The organism is Streptomyces sp. NPDC107498, assembly GCF_055582805.1.
In genome coordinates this window covers 153,827-170,506 of sequence record NZ_JBVJPE010000008.1, presented here as the reverse complement: position 1 = coordinate 170,506, position 16,680 = coordinate 153,827, and the positions used below count along the sequence as shown (strand labels likewise).

Genomic DNA, 16,680 nt, shown 5'->3' with positions numbered 1-16,680 from the left:
GACGCACACCCGTACGAGTTGCCTCACCCCCGCCGCGCGGAAAGCATGGGGAGGTGAGTGACGACGTCGCGTATCTCCGTTTTCCGCACCTCCACGACGACCTGCTGTGCTTCGCCGCCGAGGACGACCTGTGGATCGCCCCGCTCGCCCCCGAGGGCCACCGCCCCGGCCGGGCCTGGCGCCTCACCGTCGACCGGACGCGGGTCGGCCACCCGCGCTTCTCGCCGGACGGGCGGCACATCGCGTACACGAACTGGCGCAGCCTCGACCCAGAGATCCACCTCGTCCCCGTCGAGGGCGGCCCCACCCGGCGGCTCACCTACTGGGGCTCCACCGACACCCGGGTCTGCGGCTGGACGCCCCCCGACAAGGACGGCCGCTCCGACATCCTCGCCGTCTCCTCGCACGGGCAGCCCTTCTCGTACTACTCCTGGGCCTACACCGTCCCCACCGACGGCTCCCCCGGCCTCCGCCAGCCCTGGGGCCCCGTCTCGGACATCGCCCTCACCGACGACCCCGCCGTCTGCGGAGACGGCGCCGAGCGCCGCACCCTCCTCCTCACCGGCAAGCCGCCGCACGAACCGGCCGCCTGGAAGCGGTACCTGGGCGGCGCCACCGGCCGCCTCTGGCTCCACGGGGAACGGCTGCTCCCCGACATCGGCGGCCACCTCGACTCCGCCATGGTCGTCGACGGCCGGATCGCCTTCCTCTCCGACCACGAGGGCGTCGGCAACCTCTACTCCTGCCTCCCCGACGGCACCGACCTGCGCCGCCACACCGACCACGACGACTTCTACGCCCGGCACGCCTCCAGCGACGGCCACCGGGTCGTCTACCAGTGCGCGGGCGAGCTGTGGATCGTCGACGCCCTCACCGCCGACTCCCGCCCCCGCCGGCTGGAGGTGCGGCTCGGCGGCCAGCGCGTCGGCCGCCGCTCCTACCAGGTGCCGGCCGCCCACCACGTCGACGCCGTCTCCGTCGACGAGACCGGCCGGGCCTCCGCCGTCTCCGTGCGCGGCAGCCTCTACTGGCTCACCCACCGCGACGGCCCCGCCCGCACCATCGTCGACACCCCCGGCGTCCGCGTCCGGCTCCCCGAGATGCTCGGCAGCGGCGGCCAGGTCGCGTACGTCACCGACGCCGAGGGCGAGGACGCCGTCGAGGTCGCCTACCTGCCGCGCGCCAGCGGCGACCGGCCGCCCCGCAGGCTCGCCTCGGGCGACCTCGGCCGGGTCGAGGAGATGGTCTCCGACCCGGACGGCGAGCGGCTCGCGATCGCCTCCCACGACGGCCGGCTCCTCCTCCTCGACACCACCGAGGAGTCCGACGGCGGGGTCACCGAGCTGATCAGGTCCGTCAACGGGCCCGTCCGCGACCTCGCCTTCTCCCCCGACGGCGACTGGCTGACCTGGTCCCACCCCGGCATCGGCCGCTCCCTGCGCTCCATCAGGATGGCCCGGATCTCCGGCCCCGGCGCCCGCACCGTCGTCGACGTCACCAACGGCCGCTTCGAGGACGAGAACCCGGTCTTCACCCGGGACGGCCGCTACCTCGCCTTCCTCTCCTGGCGCGGCTTCGACCCGGTGTACGACGTGCACACCGGCGACCTGTCCTTCCCGCTCGGCTGCCGCCCCTACCTCGTGCCGCTCTCCTCCGCCACGCCCTCCCCCTTCGCGCTGCTCCCCGACGGGCGCCCGGCGGCCGGCGGCCTCGACCCCGCCGACGACGACACCGAGACCGGCGACGGCACGGTCACCGTCGAGATCGAGGGGCTCCCCGACCGGGTCACGCCCTTCCCCGTCGCCGCCTCCAAGTACTCGGCGCTGCACCCGGTCAGCGGCGGCGGCCTGGTCTGGCTGCGCTGGCCCATCTCGGGCGCGCTCGGCGAGACCTTCGCCAACCCCGCCGACACCTCCGGCAAGCCCACCCTGGAGCACTTCTCCATCACCAAGGCCCGCAAGAGCGAACTCGCCAAGGACCTCGACTGGTTCGCGGTCAGCGGCGACGGCACCCGGCTCGTCGTCGCCGACGAGGGCGAACTGCGGGCCGTGCCCGCCACCGAGCCCGGGGACGGCGACTCCACCGTCTACCTGGACCTGCGGCGCATCCTGCACGAGATCGACCCCGGCGCCGAATGGCGGCAGGCCTTCGACGAGGCCGGCCGGATCGTCCGCGCCTACTTCTGGGAACCCGACATGGGCGGGGTCGACTGGACGGCCGTCCTCGACCAGTACCGCCCCCTCGTCGAACGGGTCTCCTCCCCCGACGAGTTCGCCGACCTGCTGCGCGAGGTGATGGGCGAACTCGGCACCTCGCACGCGTACGTCACCCCCGCCCGCCGCAACGAGGGACCACCGCACTACCAGCGGCCGATGGGCCTGCTCGGCGCCAACCTCGTGCCCCGCGAGGCCGGCTGGACCGTGAAGCGCATCCTGCCCGGCGAGTCCTCCGACTCCAAGGCCCGCTCCCCGCTCGCCGGCACCGGCATCCGCGAGGGCGCCGTCCTCACCCACGTCGACGGCCGGCCCGTCGACCCGGTCAGCGGCCCGTACCCGCTGCTCTCCGGCACCGGCGGCACCACCGTCGAGCTCACCTTCGTCCCCGCCGAGGGAGAGGGACGCGCCCGCCGCGTCGCCGTCGTCCCGCTCATCGACGAGCGCCCCCTGCGCTACCAGGACTGGGTCGCCAAACGCCGTGCGGTGGTGCGGGAGGTCAGCGCCGGCCGCTGCGGCTACCTCCACATCCCCGACATGGGCGGCTCCGGCTGGGCCCAGTTCAACCGCGACCTGCGCATGGAGGTCTCCCGGCCTGCCCTCATCGTCGACGTCCGCGGCAACGCCGGCGGCAACATCAGCGAACTCGTCATCGAGAAGCTGACCCGCCGGATCCTCGGCTGGGACCTCACCCGCAACGCCCAGCCCGTCAGCTACGCCTCCAACGCCCCGCGCGGCCCCGTCGTCGCCCTCGCCGACGAGGCCACCTCCTCCGACGGCGACATGATCACGGCCGCCTTCAAGCTCCTCGGCCTCGGTCCCGTCGTCGGTCAGCGCACCTGGGGCGGGGTCGTCGGCATGACCGGCCGCCACCGGCTCGGCGACGGCACCCAGATCACGGTGCCGATGAACGCGGCCTGGTTCCCCGAGTACGGCTGGTCCCTGGAGAACCACGGCGTCGAACCCGACCTCGCGGTCTTCCGCACCCCCCTCGACTGGGCCGAGGGCCGGCACGCCCAGCTCGACGACGCGGTCCACGTCGCCCTCGCCCTCCTGGAGGAGACCCCGGCGGCGAGCCCCCCGCGCTACGAGTCCCTCCCGGACCGCTCCCGCCCGAAACTGCCGCCGCGGCCGGAGGACGACCGGGGCGGGGAGGCGTAGGGAGCCCGGCCCGACCGGCGGGAGGCCCTAGACGGCGGCCAGGACGAGGTCCAACTCGTAGGCGGTGCCCGGTTCGCCGTCGTCGAGGACCACGCTCCCCACGGCCCCGAAGCCGGCCCGGGCGAGGACCGCGCGCGACGCGTCGTTGCCCAGGGCCACGAAGGCGGTCAGCCGGCTGAGCCCGTACTCCTCGACGGCCAGCCGGCACACCTCCCGCACCCCCCGGGTGGCGATCCCCCGCCCGGTCGCCTTCTCGGCGAGCCGGAAACCGAGCTCGGCGCTGCCCGCGCCGGTGTCCACGTCGACCAGGTTGACCCGCCCGACGATCTCCCCGCCCTCCGCGACGAGCACGTGGAAGCGGATCTCGCCCGCCTCCTGCGCCTCGATCAGCTCCCGGTGCCTGTCGTCGAACTCCTCGAAGTACGCGTCGCCCCGGTCGGGCACCCGCGCGGCGAAGAACCCCCGGTTCTCCCGCTCGAAGGCGAGCAGGGCGGGGGCGTGGTCGGGGCGGAGTATCTCGAGTGCGGCCATGCACGCCACGGTACGAAGATCCGGCGGCGGGCGCGCGTGAGTTACGAGCCAAGATCGTCCCTGCACGCGCGAAGGCGCACCCGGCGTCCCGGGTGCGCCTCCTTCAAGGACGGACCGACTCAGGCCTCGTACTCCCGGTCCATGCGGTCCTGGGGCTCCTGGCGGGCCCGGCGGGTCTCCTCCTCGGAGCGCTCACGCCCCTTGGTCGCACGCTCGGACGCCTGGCCCTTCGCCTTGTCGGCGGCCTGTCGGGCCTGGTCCTTGAGCTGCTGCGCCTTGTCCTTGAACTGGTCCTGCATACCCATGGAACTTCACTCCTAAGAAGGGTGAGGGAGGGCCGGGGGCGGGGTGCCCCTCCGGCCTCGATCAGCCTCGCACGAGCGGACATCCCACGCATTTCGATCAGTCACGGAACGTGAGGGCCACCCTCAGACCTTCCCCTTCCGCGCCTGCTCGTCGGCCGCGCCGCCCGCGCCCACCAGCCTCTTGGAGACCGATCCCAGGCGCGGCTCGAAGCGCCGCATCTCGCGCTGCCCGACCGTGGCGATCACGCCCGGCAGGTAGCCGCGGACCGACTGCATCCCGCGCAGCCACCCCTGGGCGTACACATGGGCCGAGCGCCGCTCGACGCCCGCCACGATCCGGTCGACGGCCGGACCCAGGGGGTACGTGCGGTTCGAGGGCCACGGCAGCCGCTGCCGCAGCTCCTTCATCACGTCGTCCTGGTCCGCGCCCCGCACCATGTCCGTGTCGGTCCAGGACAGATAACCGACGCCGACCTTCACGCCCTTGTACGCGACCTCGGCGCGCAGACTGTGCGCGAAGGCCTCGACGCCCGACTTCGAGGCGCAGTACGCCGTCATCATCGGGGCGGGCGTGATCGCGGCGAGCGAGGCGATCTGGAGGAAGTACCCGCGCGACTCCATGAGGACGGGCAGGAAGGCCCGGGCGGTGACGGCGCCGCCGATGAGGTTGACCTCGATGACCCGCCGCCAGGCGTCCGGGTCGGAGTCGACGAACGGACCGCCCGCCGCCACACCGGCGTTGGCGACGACGACGTCGACCTTCCCGAACCGCTCCTTCACCTCCGCCGCGACCCGGGCCATCGCCTCGTGGTCGGTGACGTCGGCGTGCCACCAGTCGGCCTCCGTGGGCAGCCGCCCGGCGACCTCCTCGAGCTGCTCCGGTTCCAGGCCGACGAGCGCGATCCGCGCGCCGCGCGCCGCGAGCTTGCGGGCGAGGAGCTCCCCGACCCCCCGGGCCCCACCGGTGACGACCGCGACCTGCCCCTCCAGGCTCACCCTGCTCATGCCCCTGCCTCCTCGTTCTCCTTCACGCCCAGGTACGTGAGGGTCAGTTCGCGGATCTGCGCGGTGACGGCCTCCGGGGCCTCCACCGGTGTCATGTGGCCGATGCCGGTCAGTTCGACGAGGCCCGTGCAGTGCGGCAGCTCCTCCGCCATCGCACGGGAGTGGGCGGGCGGCGTGAGCCGGTCGGCGGTGCCGACGAGCACGGCCGCCGGGACCCGGAGCTCCCGCAGCCCCGCTTCGAGGTCGAGTCCGGCCAGGACCTGCGACCAGCCGTACCGGGCGCCGCGCGGGCAGGCGTGCACGATCCGCGCGCAGGCCTCGACCCGCTCCGGTGCCGAACCCGGTCCCATCGTCGCGTACTTCAGGACCCTCTTCGACACGGCGTTGACCGGGCCGAGCGGTGCCTTCGCGCCGAGGACGGCCGCCGTCAGCCGGCTCCGCAGCCCGCCGGGCCGGAGCGGTACGACGGTGGCCTCCGCGGTCAGCCGCGCGGACCCCGTGGAGCAGAGCAGGACGGCGGCGGCGTGCTGCCGGAAGCCGGGGCGCCCGGCAGCCGCCATGATCGTCATGCCGCCCATGGAGTGGCCGGCCAGGACGGCCCGTTCGCCGGGGCCGAGGGTGGCCGCGAGCACCGCCTCCAGGTCGTCGGCGAGCGCCGTCGTCGAGTAGCCCGAGCCGCCGGTCGCGGCGGGCGCCGGGGACCGGCCGTGGCCGCGCTGGTCGTAGGCGATGACCCGGTGGTCGGCGGCGAGGGACCGTATCTGCTCGGCCCAGAAGGCGATCGAGCAGGTCCAGCCGTGGGACAGGACCACGGCGGGCGCGCCCTCGGGGCCGTACACCTCGACGTGGACCGGGGAGCCGTCGGCGGAGACGGCGGTGAGCGCGCGGGACCCGGGCAGCGGGGTCAGGTGCCGGCTCACTGGGCGGCCTCCTTCGTCCTGGCGGTACGACGGGTGGCGGGCTCGGTCCGGGGGGCGCGGATCACCTCGTACTCGGAGAGGTCGACCCGCCGGGTCTCGCGCCGGAACTCGGCCGTGGTGCCCGGCCACAGGGTGGTGTTGCGGCCGTTGGCGTCGAGGTACCAGCTGTCGCAGCCGCCGGCCTTCCACACGGTCCGCTCCATCCGGGCCTGGACCTTGCGGTTCCAGGCGTTGACGGCGGAGGGCCGGACGGCGAGGGCGGTGCGACCTCCCAGCACGTTCAGCTGGCGGAGGTAGTCGGCCATGTAGTTCAGCTGGGACTCGATCATGAGGATCATGGAGGAGTTCCCGAGGCCGGTGTTCGGCCCGATGATCATCATGAGGTTGGGGAAGCCGCCGGCGGTGGCCCCGCGCAGCACCTGGACCCCGTCCTTCCAGGACTCGGCGAGGGTGTGTCCCTCGGCGCCGACGACGCGCTCGGCGATCGGGATGTCGGTGACGTGGAAGCCCGTGCCGAAGACGATCGCGTCGACCTCGGTCTCGGTGCCGTCCGCGGCGATCACGGTCGACCCGCGGACCTCGCGCAGCCCGGCGGCGACGACGTCGACGTTGGGCTGCGCGAGCGCCGGGTAGTACGTGTTGGACAGCAGGATCCGCTTGCAGCCGATGCGGTACGAGGGCGTCAGCCTGGCCCGCAGCTCCGGGTCCTTGATCGAGCGCGCGATGTTGGCCTTGGCGAGCCTCTCCACCAGGCCCAGCTCGCCCGGGTGCTTGGTGAAGGCGCCGACCTGGAGCTCGCGGATGCCCCAGAGGACGCCCCGGCGCAGGGTCGCCGTGACCGGCAGCGCCCGGTGCAGCCGGCGCTCGACGCCGCTGATCGCGCGGTCCATGCGGGGCATGACCCACGGGGGCGTGCGCTGGAAGAGGGTGAGCCTGCCGACCTCGCGCTGGATCTCGGGCACGATCTGGATGGCGGAGGCGCCGGTGCCGACCATGGCGACGCGCTTGCCGCGGAGGTCGTAGTCGTGGTCCCAGCGGGCCGAGTGGAAGACCTTGCCGGGGAAGTCGGCGAGGCCCGGGACGTCGGGGATCTTCGGGTCGGAGAGCGGTCCGCCGGCGGAGACGAGGACCTCGGCGCTGAAGGTGCCGCCGCTGGTCTCGATCTCCCAGCGCAGCGCCTCCGCGTCCCACCGCGCCTCGAGCATCTCATGGCCGAGCCGGAGGTGCGGACGGATCCCGAAGGTGTCCGCGACGTGCTCCAGGTAGGCGCGGATGTGGCGCTGCCCGGAGAAGGTCCGGGGCCAGTCCGGGTTGGGCGCGAAGGAGAAGGAGTAGAGGTGGGAGGGGACGTCGCAGGCGCAGCCGGGGTAGCTGTTGTCGCGCCAGGCGCCGCCCACGGAGTCGGCCCGCTCCAGGACGACGAAGTCGGTGATCCCCTCGCGGCGCAACCGGACGGCGGCCCCGATGCCGCCGAATCCCGCCCCGATCACCGCCACCCGTACGTGCTCGTGCTTCGCCATGCCGCCTCCCGCGCGCCCGGCCAAGATTCCGCCAGCAATCACTGGCACGGTTGGACTGTAGAGCAGCTCCTTACCGAGCGGTAGGGGTACGGCGAGGGAAAGTTACCGGCGGTACACCATAGGCTGGCCGCTGTGGCAGAAGGATCACGTCCCGATACGGGCGCACAGCACGGCCCGCGCGAGGCGCCGAACGGCGGCGCGGGCGACGGCGCACCCGCGCACCGCGAGTACCGCATGGAGGAGCTGGCCGCCGCCGCCGGCATCACCGTGCGGACCCTGCGCTTCTACCGCGAGCGCGGACTGATCCCGCCGCCCCGCCGCGAGGGCCGGATCGCCTGGTACGACGACAACCACCTGGCCCGGCTGCGCACCATCGCCGCCCTCCTGGAGCGCGGCCACACCCTCAACGGCATCGCCGACCTCACCACCGCCTTCGAGAGCGGCCGGGGCGTCCGCGAGGTCCTCGCCCTCCCCGCCCCCTCCGAGGAGGAGCCGGTCCGCCTCACCCCCGAGGAGCTCGCCGACCACTTCGCCGGCGAGGTCACCGCCGAGAACCTCGCCGCCGCGCTCGACCTCGGCTACCTCGTCACCGACGGCGAGGAGATCATCCACATCAGCCGCCGGCTGCTCGACGTCTCCGCCGCCCTGGTCCGGGAGGGCGTCCCGCTCGCCGAGGTCCTCAAGGCGGGCGCCCGCGTCCGCGAGCACGCCGACGCCCTCGCCGCGCTCTTCGCCGAACTCCTGCGCGCCCACACGGCCGAGGACGACCTGGACAGGCTGCGCCCGCTCGCCAAGAGCGTGGTGGAGGCCGAGCTGTCGATGGCGCTCGACCGGCGGCTGAACCCCGGCGAACCGGGCTCATGATCGCCTGACGGGTTCTTCAAGAGCCCTTCATCACCTCCGTCCCACGGTCGCCGCACCCACCGGGGAACGGGAGGACCGATGAGACCGACGAGGACGAACCGGGCACTGCCGGCCGCGGCGGCGGTCATCGCCTCGCGCCGACCGGCTGCGGCGGGGGCGACGGGACCGGGATCGGCGGGCTCGGCGGGACCGTCCTCGGGGCGCCGATCACCGCCGCGTACGCGCTGGGCGGGGCCGGCCGACGGTCGTCCCGGTGTGGGCGACGCCGGTGATCGGGATGCTCGCGGGGCTCTGGCCGGCGGTACGGGAGAGCCGGCTGGAGCCGACGGTGACCCCGTCCGGCACCTGACCGACGCAGCCTCGGGAAACGGCCAACCTGGCCGGGGGCCCGCCCCACGCCCCGATGGCCGCTTCCCGCCGTTTCCCCCGGGCCGGAATCGGGAGATCCGGCAGACCGGAGTTCCATCGCCCCGTTCTCCTCTCCCCGTCACGGCTCCGGAACGCCGGCGACCGGAGGAGGCGGAAGGTTTCCGGAATCCCGTGCCACCGTCCTGAAACGCCTCCCCGGCCCCGTCGGAAAAGCGTCGCCGGAAAACAGCCGTCACCGCGCCCTTCCATTGAACGGATTCTCTCCGTCGGGCAATTCTTTCTCCGCACTCGAACGGACCGGCCCGTCCGGCGCAGCGCCGGACGGGAACGCCCAGGAGTTCAGGAGAGATCGATGCGTCTGTCGATGCGTCTTCGGACGAAGCTCGCCGCGGTGGCCGTCGGCGCCGTAGTGGCCACCGGCGGCCTCGTCCTGCCGGCCACGACGGCGGTGGCCGCGCCGGAGGGCGCGACCGCCTGCCACAACCCCGGCTGGTCGAACCAGGACGACCGCGCCGGCGGCACGAACACGGACGGCGTGAACATCCGCACCGGCCCGACGACCGAGTGCGGCTCGCTCGGCCAGGCGCAGGCGAGCCACGCCCTCACCCTGCACTGCTGGGTGGCCGGCCAGGACGGCACGTGGTCGCACGTCCGGGACGACACCACCGGCGTCTCGGGTTGGATCAAGGACAGCCTGCTGAACGGTTACGGGTCCCGCCTCCCCTGCTGACCCCGCACTCCGCAGGCCCCGTGACGGCCCGCCACGACCTGCCGGGCGACCGTGGGGCTCGGTGAGGCAGTCGTCGGCACCGAGGCCGAGACCGAGGAGCACGTCCTCCTCGGCGCTGCGGGCGGTGAGCAGCGGGATCGGGACGTCGTGTCCCTCCGAGCGCAGGATGCGGCACGCGTCGAGCACGACGAGACGGGACCGGGGCGGAACGGGACTACAACTGGTAGACGGCGGTCACGGGGGCGTGGTCGCTCCACCGCTCGCCGTGGGTCGCGGCCCGCTCGACGTGCGCCTTGACGGCCTTGGCGGCGAGCCCGGGAGTGGTCATCTGGTAGTCGATCCGCCAGCCGCTGTCGTTGTCGAAGGCGCGCCCGCGGTAGGACCACCAGGAGTAGGGCCCCTCCTGCTCGGGGTGGAGCTCCCGCACGACGTCGACGTAGCCGCCGTCGCCCGGGTCGAGCACCCGGGAGAGCCACTCGCGCTCCTCGGGCAGGAAGCCGGCGTTCTTCCGGTTGGCCTTCCAGTTCTTGAGGTCGGCCTCGCGGTGGGCGATGTTCCAGTCGCCGCAGACGACGACCTCGCGCCCGTCGGCGGCGGCACGGTTCCTGAGGTCCTTCAGGTACGGCAGGAACTCGCCCATGAACCGGTACTTCTCGTCCTGGCGCTCGGTGCCGACCTCGCCGGAGGGCAGGTAGAGGCTGGCGACGGTCACGCCGGGCAGGTCGGCCTCGACGTACCGGCCGCTCGCGTCGAACTCGGCGGACCCGAAGCCGACGCGCACGGCGTCGGGCTCGCGGCGGGTGTAGAGGGAGACGCCGGCGCGGCCCTTGGCGGCGGCGGGGGCGTGGACGGTGAACCAGCCCTCGGGAGTCCGCACCTCGGCGGGCAGCTGCGCCTCCTCGGCGCGCACCTCCTGGAGGCAGACGGCGTCGGCGGAGGTGCCGGCCAGCCACTCGACGAAGCCCTTCTTGGCGGCGGCACGGAGGCCATTGACATTCACGGAGGTCACGGTGAGCATCCCGGGAGAATACCGACACCCGACTTCCGCATACATGTACGATCCACTGCATGAACATCCAGCCCACGCCCTATGACCACCCCGACGCCGTCGAACTCGACGGCGCGGTGCAGGCCGAGTACGCCGCCCGCTACGACGACGAGGGCGACGTCACACCGCTGGACGCCGGCATGTTCGTCCCGCCCCGGGGCCTCTACCTCCTCGCGTACGACCCCGAGGGCCGCCCGGTCGCCACGGGCGGCTGGCGCACGCAGGACGCGAACGACGAGGGCTACGCGGACGGCGACGCCGAGCTCAAGCGCATGTACGTGATACCCGAGGCCCGCGGCCTGGGCCTGGCCCGCCGCATCCTCGCGGCCCTGGAATCCGACGCCCGCACGGCCGGCCGCACCCGCATGGTCCTCGAAACGGGCACCGCCCAGCCGGAGGCCATCGCCCTCTACGCCTCCAGCGGCTACGAACCCTGCACCAAGTTCGGCCACTACCGCGACTACCCCAACAGCCGCTGCTTCGCGAAGCCCCTGGCCTGAGGCCGCCGCTGACCCGCGCTCAACAGGCGCGGGCCGGCACGCCGTACCCCGGGAAAGCAGAGATCCCGCCCGATCTTGCGATCGGACGGGATCTCCGTGTCTGTGGACCTGTGGGGATTTGAACCCCAGACCCCCTCGATGCGAACGAGGTGCGCTACCAGACTGCGCCACAGGCCCTTGCGACGTGTGAAACATTAGCATCCCGATCGGGAAGAACAAAAATCGCTTCCGCCCCAGGTCAGCCGGGGGCCGTCGCGGGCCCCCGGGCGGGGTCATTCGTTGGCCGCTCGGGGGCGGTCGTCGTCCGCGTACTGGTCGAAGAGCGGGGTGCGGCCGTGGTCGCGGCCGCGGCGGGGCTGGGCGGTGCGCTGGCGGGGGGCCGGGGGCGTGGCGGGGGTCGGGTCGGCCGCCGTGGAGGAGCGGGCCGCGCTCCAGGTCTCCGGGTCCGTGATGTCGATGCCGCTCGTGGCGCGCGGGGCGACCGGGGCGGTGACGTACGTGGGGAGCGGCACCGGGACCGGCTCCCAGCTGTCGCCGCGGGCCGGGCCGCGCTCGCGCTGCTGGTCCACCCACTCCGCGTGGTCGGTCTGTTCGACCAGGGCGCGCCGGTCCGCCTCCTGCGGGGAGACCGCCGGGACCGCCGGGGCCGGGTCGGCCTCCGGCTCCGGGGTCGGAGCCGGACGGCGACTCTCGCGCAGACGGGCGGCGGCCGCTTCGGCGCGGCGCCGGTCCATCACGTACACGAAGCGCCGTCGCTCCTGGATCCGCAGGTGCACGATGTACGCGCTGAGGAGCAGGGCCGGGACCGCCGGGGCCCACAGGAAGGCGACGCCGCCGACGGCCGCGACGACCGCGCCGAGGGTGAAGGCGGCGAAGAGGAGCGTCGTGGTCCGGCGGCGCCGGGCGAGGACCTTGCCCCGGCGGGCGCGCTCGGCGGCGCCCGGGGCGGGGCGGGCCGGCGCGGGGTCGGGTGCCGGTTCCGGCTCGGGTTCCGGGAGTTCCAGGCGCGCTTCCGTCCTGGCCGCGGGCGCGGAGAAGGCCCGGACGTCGACCGAGCTCAGATGCTCGGTCTCCGCGTCCGGGTCCACGTCGGGCGTCGGTCCCTGGGCCGTACGGTCCCGCTCCTTGAGCTCCTTGGCGTACCGGCGCTCCATGCCCGCCCGTCCGGAAAGCAGCCGGATGGCGGTGCTGAAGCGTTCCGTCGGACGGGCTTCGTTCAGCTCGTCCTGCCTGCGGAGCCACATCGGCACCAAGTAGGCGGCCCAGGCCCCGACGATGACTGCGTAGATGAGGCCGCTGCTGCTCACGCCTCACACGGTAGAGGGGTTCTGTAACACGCATCGGCCAATTGGCCCGGTGTGTCGCACGATCTGGCTGATATCACTGAACTTTTTTGTGATTGTTCAGATCGATTGGCGCCAACTGGCGAATAAATTCGAACACTTATTGCATTCTTTCGTGGTGCCAGCGCCTCAGGAGCCCCTCCGGCACCTCCTCCGCCGTCAGCGCGAACACCAGGTGGTCCCGCCACGCGCCGTCGATGTGGAGATAGCGGGGCCGCAGCCCCTCCTCGCGGAAACCGAGCTTCTCCACCACCCGGCGCGACGGCCCGTTCTCCGGACGGATGCACACCTCCATGCGGTGCAGCCCGACCACGCGGAAGCAGTGGTCGACGGCGAGCGCGACCGCCGTCGGCATCACCCCGCGCCCGGCCACCTCGTTGTCCACCCAGTACCCCACGTGTCCCGAGCACATCGAGCCCCAGGTGATCCCGGCCACCGTCAACTGGCCCACGAGCCGCCCCCGGTACTCGATCACGAACGGCAGCATCCGGCCGGCGTTCGCCTCCGACCGCAGGTGGCGCACCATCTGACGGAACGTGGGCCGCTGCGCGACGGGAGCGCCCGGCGGCGCCGGCGGGACCGTCGCCTCCCAGGGCCGCAGCCACTCGCGGTTGCGCCGGTTCACCTCCCGCCAGGCCGCTTGGTCGCGCATCCTTATCGGTCGGAGCAGCACCTCGCCGTCGACGAGGACCACCGGCCAGGACGGGATCACGACGCTCTCGGGTGGTCGCCGCCGCGGATCTGGTCGACGGCATGGCGCAGGAGCGGCTCCAGGACGGCGAGCCCGTCGCGCACCCCGCCCGGGGACCCCGGCAGGTTCACGATCAGCGTGCCGCCCGCGACCCCGGCCAGACCGCGCGAGAGCGCCGCCGTCGGCACCTTCTCGCGGCCGTACGCGCGGATCGCCTCCGGGATGCCCGGGACCTCCCGCTCCAGGACCCGGCGGGTCGCCTCCGGGGTCTCGTCGGTGGGCGAGATGCCCGTGCCGCCGGTGGTGACGATCACGTCGTACCCGGCGGCGACCCCGGCGCGCAGGGCCGCCTCCACGGGCGCCCCGTCCGGGACGACCTGCGGGCCGTCCACGGCGAAGCGCATCCGCGTCAGGCCCTCGGCGATCAGCGGACCGCCCTTGTCCTCGTACACCCCGGCCGACGCCCGGTTGGAGGCGGTGACGACCAGCGCGCGGTAGGCCTCGGCCGGGACCGGCGCCGTCCCGTGCCCGTGCCCGTGCGCTCCGGCCACCCGGCCCGCGCCCGTCACGCCTCGGCCCTCGTCCAGTGGCCCGACTTGCCGCCCGTCTTCTCCTCCACCCGTACGTCGGAGATGACCGCGCCCTTGTCGACCGCCTTGATCATGTCGACGACGGTCAGGGCCGCCACCGAGACCGCCGTGAGGGCCTCCATCTCGACGCCCGTGCGGTCCGTGGTCCTCACCGTCGCCAGGATCTCGACCGCCTCGTCCGTGACCGCCAGGTCCAGCGTGACGCCCGAGACGGCCAGCGGGTGGCAGAGCGGGATGAGGTCCGGGGTCTTCTTGGCGCCCATGATCCCGGCGATGCGGGCGGTGGCGAGCGCGTCGCCCTTCGGGACGCCCTCGCCGCGCAGCAGCTCGATCACGCGCGGCGAGACGAGGACCCGTCCGCTGGCGCGGGCGGTGCGGGACGTGACGTCCTTCGCCGATACGTCGACCATGCGGGCCGCGCCCGCCTCGTCGATGTGGGTGAGACCTTGCTGCGTGCTCATGGCCGTGACACTCCCGGTCGCTGTGTGAAGGACGACACCGTACCCCCAGCGTCGCCCCCTCAGCCGAGGAGGACCACTTCCAGCTCGGCGCCCGGCTCCACGCTCTCCGTCTCCTCCGGGACCACGATCAGGCAGTCCGCGTGCGCGAGGGCCGCGATCAGGTGGGAACCGGCACCGCCCACGGGTGCGACGGCGCCCGTCTCCCGGTCGTACGTGCCGCGCAGGAACTGACGGCGGCCGGCCGGGGACGACAGGGCCTCCTCCGCGTCGAGCACCGCCCGCACCCGGGGCCGGTGCAGGTCCTCGACGCCCATCAGCGCGCGGATCGCGGGCCGCACGAACAGCTCGAAGGAGACGTACGAAGAGACCGGGTTCCCCGGCAGGGCGAGCAGCGGGATCTGCTCGGCGCCGATCGCGCCGAAGCCCTGCGGCTTGCCCGGCTGCATGGCCAGCTTGCGGAAGTCGACCTGTCCGTCGGCGGTCAGCGCCTCCTTCACCACGTCGTACGCGCCGACGCTCACCCCGCCGGTGGTCACGATCAGGTCGGCCCGGATGAGCTGGTCCTCGATGGCGGCGCGCAGCGACTCCGCGTCGTCGGCGACGGCCCCCACCCGGTAGGCCAGGGCGCCGGCGTCCCGGGCGGCGGCGGCGAGCGCGAAGCTGTTGGAGTCGTGGATCTGGCCCTCGCCCAGCGGCTCGCCGGGCTGGACGAGCTCGCTGCCGGTGGAGAGGACGACGACCCGGGGGCGGGGGCGGACCTTCACGGTGCCCCGGCCGATCGCGGCCAGCAGGCCGATCTGCGGCGGCCCGAGGACCGTGCCCGCCTCCAGGGCGAGCTCCCCGGCCCGCACGTCGCTGCCCGCCCTGCGGACGTGGGCGCCGGCCCCGGCGGCCCGGTGGACCCTGACCTCCCCGCCGGCTCCCTCGGGGGAGGCGCTCGCGGCGGTCATGCCGGTGGCCGCGCCCCCGCCCGTGCCGCCGTCGGTCCACTCGACGGGGACGACGGCCTCGGCGCCGGGCGGCAGCGGGGCGCCGGTCATGATCCGGGCGGCTTCGCCGGGGCCGACCTCCGGCAGGCCGCCGGCCCCCGCGGCGACGTCGCCGATGACGGTGAGGACGGCGGGGAACTCCTCGGTGGCGCCGGTGACATCGGCGACCCGGACCGCGTACCCGTCCATGGAGCTGTTGTCGAAGGGGGGCAGCGCGACCGGCACCGTGACGTCCTCGACGAGGACGCAGCCCTGGGCGTCGAGGAGTTGCAGCTCGATCGGTTCGAGCGGGGCGACCGTCGCGAGGATGTCGGCGAGGTGCTCGTCCACCGACCACAGGCCGCGGGCCGGGCCCGCGCAGGGGTCCGCGGCGTCGTGCCCGTGGTCGTGCCCGTGGTCGTGCCCGTGGTCGTGCCCGTGCCCATGCCCGTCGTGCCCGTCGTGGGACGGCGACGGTGCCGCGCTGCTGCTCAAGGTGCTACATCTCCTCGCTGACGTATCTCCGGAGCCAGGCCCGGAAGTCCGGTCCCAGATCTTCACGTTCGCACGCGAGTCTGACAATGGCACGCAGGTAGTCCCCGCGGTCGCCGGTGTCATAGCGGCGCCCCTTGAACACGACGCCGTGCACCGGGCCGCCGATCTTCTCGTCGGAGGAGAGCTTCTGCAGCGCGTCGGTCAGCTGGATCTCGCCGCCGCGGCCCGGCTCGGTCTCCCGCAGCGTGTCGAAGACGGCCGGATCCAGTACGTAACGGCCGATGATCGCGTAATTGCTGGGCGCCTCGCCCGGGCCCGGCTTCTCGACCAGGTCCGTCACCTTCACGACGTCCGGGTCGGCGGTCGCCTCGACCGCCGCGCAGCCGTAGAGGTGGATCTGCGAGGGCTCGACCTCCATCAGGGCGATGACGCTGCCGCCCTCCCGCTCCTGGACCTCCACCATCCGCGCGAGCAGCGGGTCGCGCGGGTCGATCAGGTCGTCGCCGAGGAGCACCGCGAAGGGCTGGTCGCCGACGTGCGGGGCGGCGCAGAGCACGGCGTGGCCGAGGCCGCGCGGGGCGCCCTGGCGGACGTAGTGCATGGTGGCCAGGTCGCTGGACTCCTGGACCTTGGAGAGGCGTTCGTCGTCGCCCTTCCGGATCAGGGCCTCCTCCAGCTCGTAGTTCCGGTCGAAGTGGTCCTCCAGGGGACGCTTGTTCCGGCCGGTGATCATCAGGACGTCCGAGAGTCCGGCCGCGACGGCCTCCTCGACGACGTACTGGATGGCCGGCTTGTCGACGACCGGCAGCATCTCCTTCGGCGTCGCCTTGGTCGCCGGGAGGAAGCGGGTGCCGAGACCGGCGGCGGGGATGACAGCCTTGCTGATCCGGCCGAGCCTGGGGAGCGACTGATTCATGCGGAGAACCTTAGTCGTTCGTAATGAGAAGAAGATGTGACTTCGGTTAA

At 73.5% G+C, this 16,680-nt stretch carries 16 protein-coding genes and 1 tRNA gene; 4 read left to right on the top strand and 13 right to left on the bottom strand.

All coding sequences use genetic code 11. The features are described 5' to 3' along the window. The first annotated feature begins 53 nt into the window (after window positions 1-53). Window positions 54-3,374, top strand: coding sequence for a S41 family peptidase (locus tag ACZ66Z_RS16725; protein WP_469934701.1), 3,321 nt, complete (start codon window positions 54-56; stop codon window positions 3,372-3,374). 27 nt (window positions 3,375-3,401) lie between these two features. Here ACZ66Z_RS16725 and ACZ66Z_RS16720 read toward each other — a convergent pair whose 3' ends face one another. The 5 genes from ACZ66Z_RS16720 to ACZ66Z_RS16700 form a co-directional block, all read right to left on the bottom strand. Then, window positions 3,402-3,905, bottom strand: a complete 504-nt coding sequence (locus ACZ66Z_RS16720) for a GNAT family N-acetyltransferase (RefSeq protein WP_469934700.1) — start codon at window positions 3,903-3,905, stop codon at window positions 3,402-3,404. 119 nt (window positions 3,906-4,024) lie between these two features. Next, window positions 4,025-4,210 (bottom strand): hypothetical protein, encoded by a 186-nt coding sequence (locus tag ACZ66Z_RS16715; RefSeq protein ID WP_469934699.1) that lies wholly within the window; start codon window positions 4,208-4,210, stop codon window positions 4,025-4,027. Window positions 4,211-4,333: 123 nt separating this feature from the next. Next, window positions 4,334-5,215 (bottom strand): SDR family oxidoreductase, encoded by an 882-nt coding sequence (locus ACZ66Z_RS16710; protein ID WP_469934698.1) that lies wholly within the window; start codon window positions 5,213-5,215, stop codon window positions 4,334-4,336. Beyond that, window positions 5,212-6,135, bottom strand: a complete 924-nt coding sequence (locus ACZ66Z_RS16705; protein ID WP_469934697.1) for an alpha/beta fold hydrolase — start codon at window positions 6,133-6,135, stop codon at window positions 5,212-5,214. The genes ACZ66Z_RS16710 and ACZ66Z_RS16705 overlap by 4 nt, the downstream gene beginning before the upstream one ends. Next, window positions 6,132-7,655, bottom strand: coding sequence for a flavin-containing monooxygenase (locus tag ACZ66Z_RS16700; RefSeq protein ID WP_469934696.1), 1,524 nt, complete (start codon window positions 7,653-7,655; stop codon window positions 6,132-6,134). The genes ACZ66Z_RS16705 and ACZ66Z_RS16700 overlap by 4 nt, the downstream gene beginning before the upstream one ends. A 234-nt stretch (window positions 7,656-7,889) precedes the next feature. Here ACZ66Z_RS16700 and ACZ66Z_RS16695 point away from each other — a divergent pair, with 234 nt between their 5' ends. Both ACZ66Z_RS16695 and ACZ66Z_RS16690 read left to right on the top strand, forming a co-directional pair. Beyond that, window positions 7,890-8,519 carry a MerR family transcriptional regulator gene (locus ACZ66Z_RS16695; protein WP_469934843.1) on the top strand — a complete coding sequence of 210 codons (630 nt, stop codon included), beginning with the start codon at window positions 7,890-7,892 and terminating at the stop codon, window positions 8,517-8,519. A 721-nt stretch (window positions 8,520-9,240) separates the two neighbouring features. Continuing rightward, entirely contained in the window at window positions 9,241-9,618 is a 378-nt protein-coding gene (locus ACZ66Z_RS16690; RefSeq protein ID WP_469934695.1) for an SH3 domain-containing protein, read from the top strand. Window positions 9,619-9,832: 214 nt separating this feature from the next. Here ACZ66Z_RS16690 and ACZ66Z_RS16685 read toward each other — a convergent pair whose 3' ends face one another. Continuing rightward, entirely contained in the window at window positions 9,833-10,636 is an 804-nt protein-coding gene (locus ACZ66Z_RS16685; protein WP_469934694.1) for an exodeoxyribonuclease III, read from the bottom strand. 50 nt (window positions 10,637-10,686) lie between these two features. On the opposite strand from ACZ66Z_RS16685, the gene ACZ66Z_RS16680 reads away from it, so the two are divergent. Continuing rightward, window positions 10,687-11,166, top strand: a complete 480-nt coding sequence (locus ACZ66Z_RS16680) for a GNAT family N-acetyltransferase (RefSeq protein ID WP_469934693.1) — start codon at window positions 10,687-10,689, stop codon at window positions 11,164-11,166. A gap of 103 nt (window positions 11,167-11,269) precedes the next feature. Here the strand turns inward: ACZ66Z_RS16680 and ACZ66Z_RS16675 are convergent. The 7 genes from ACZ66Z_RS16675 to galU all read right to left on the bottom strand — a co-directional run bounded on the left by ACZ66Z_RS16675 (window position 11,270) and on the right by galU (window position 16,630). Then, a tRNA-Ala gene (locus tag ACZ66Z_RS16675) sits at window positions 11,270-11,343 on the bottom strand. 95 nt (window positions 11,344-11,438) lie between these two features. Further along, entirely contained in the window at window positions 11,439-12,473 is a 1,035-nt protein-coding gene (sepX, locus tag ACZ66Z_RS16670; protein ID WP_469934692.1) for a divisome protein SepX/GlpR, read from the bottom strand. Between the two features lie 136 nt (window positions 12,474-12,609). Beyond that, window positions 12,610-13,221 carry a GNAT family N-acetyltransferase gene (locus ACZ66Z_RS16665; protein WP_469934691.1) on the bottom strand — a complete coding sequence of 204 codons (612 nt, stop codon included), beginning with the start codon at window positions 13,219-13,221 and terminating at the stop codon, window positions 12,610-12,612. Continuing rightward, entirely contained in the window at window positions 13,218-13,751 is a 534-nt protein-coding gene (locus tag ACZ66Z_RS16660; protein ID WP_469934842.1) for a MogA/MoaB family molybdenum cofactor biosynthesis protein, read from the bottom strand. The genes ACZ66Z_RS16665 and ACZ66Z_RS16660 overlap by 4 nt, the downstream gene beginning before the upstream one ends. 14 nt (window positions 13,752-13,765) lie before the next feature. After that, window positions 13,766-14,251, bottom strand: coding sequence for a cyclic pyranopterin monophosphate synthase MoaC (moaC, locus tag ACZ66Z_RS16655; RefSeq protein ID WP_189806409.1), 486 nt, complete (start codon window positions 14,249-14,251; stop codon window positions 13,766-13,768). 59 nt (window positions 14,252-14,310) lie between these two features. Then, window positions 14,311-15,579, bottom strand: a complete 1,269-nt coding sequence (glp, locus tag ACZ66Z_RS16650) for a molybdotransferase-like divisome protein Glp (protein ID WP_469934841.1) — start codon at window positions 15,577-15,579, stop codon at window positions 14,311-14,313. A gap of 139 nt (window positions 15,580-15,718) precedes the next feature. Then, complete coding sequence (gene galU, locus ACZ66Z_RS16645; RefSeq protein ID WP_469934690.1) at window positions 15,719-16,630, bottom strand: UTP--glucose-1-phosphate uridylyltransferase GalU; 912 nt, start codon at window positions 16,628-16,630, stop codon at window positions 15,719-15,721. Window positions 16,631-16,680: the final 50 nt, after the last annotated feature.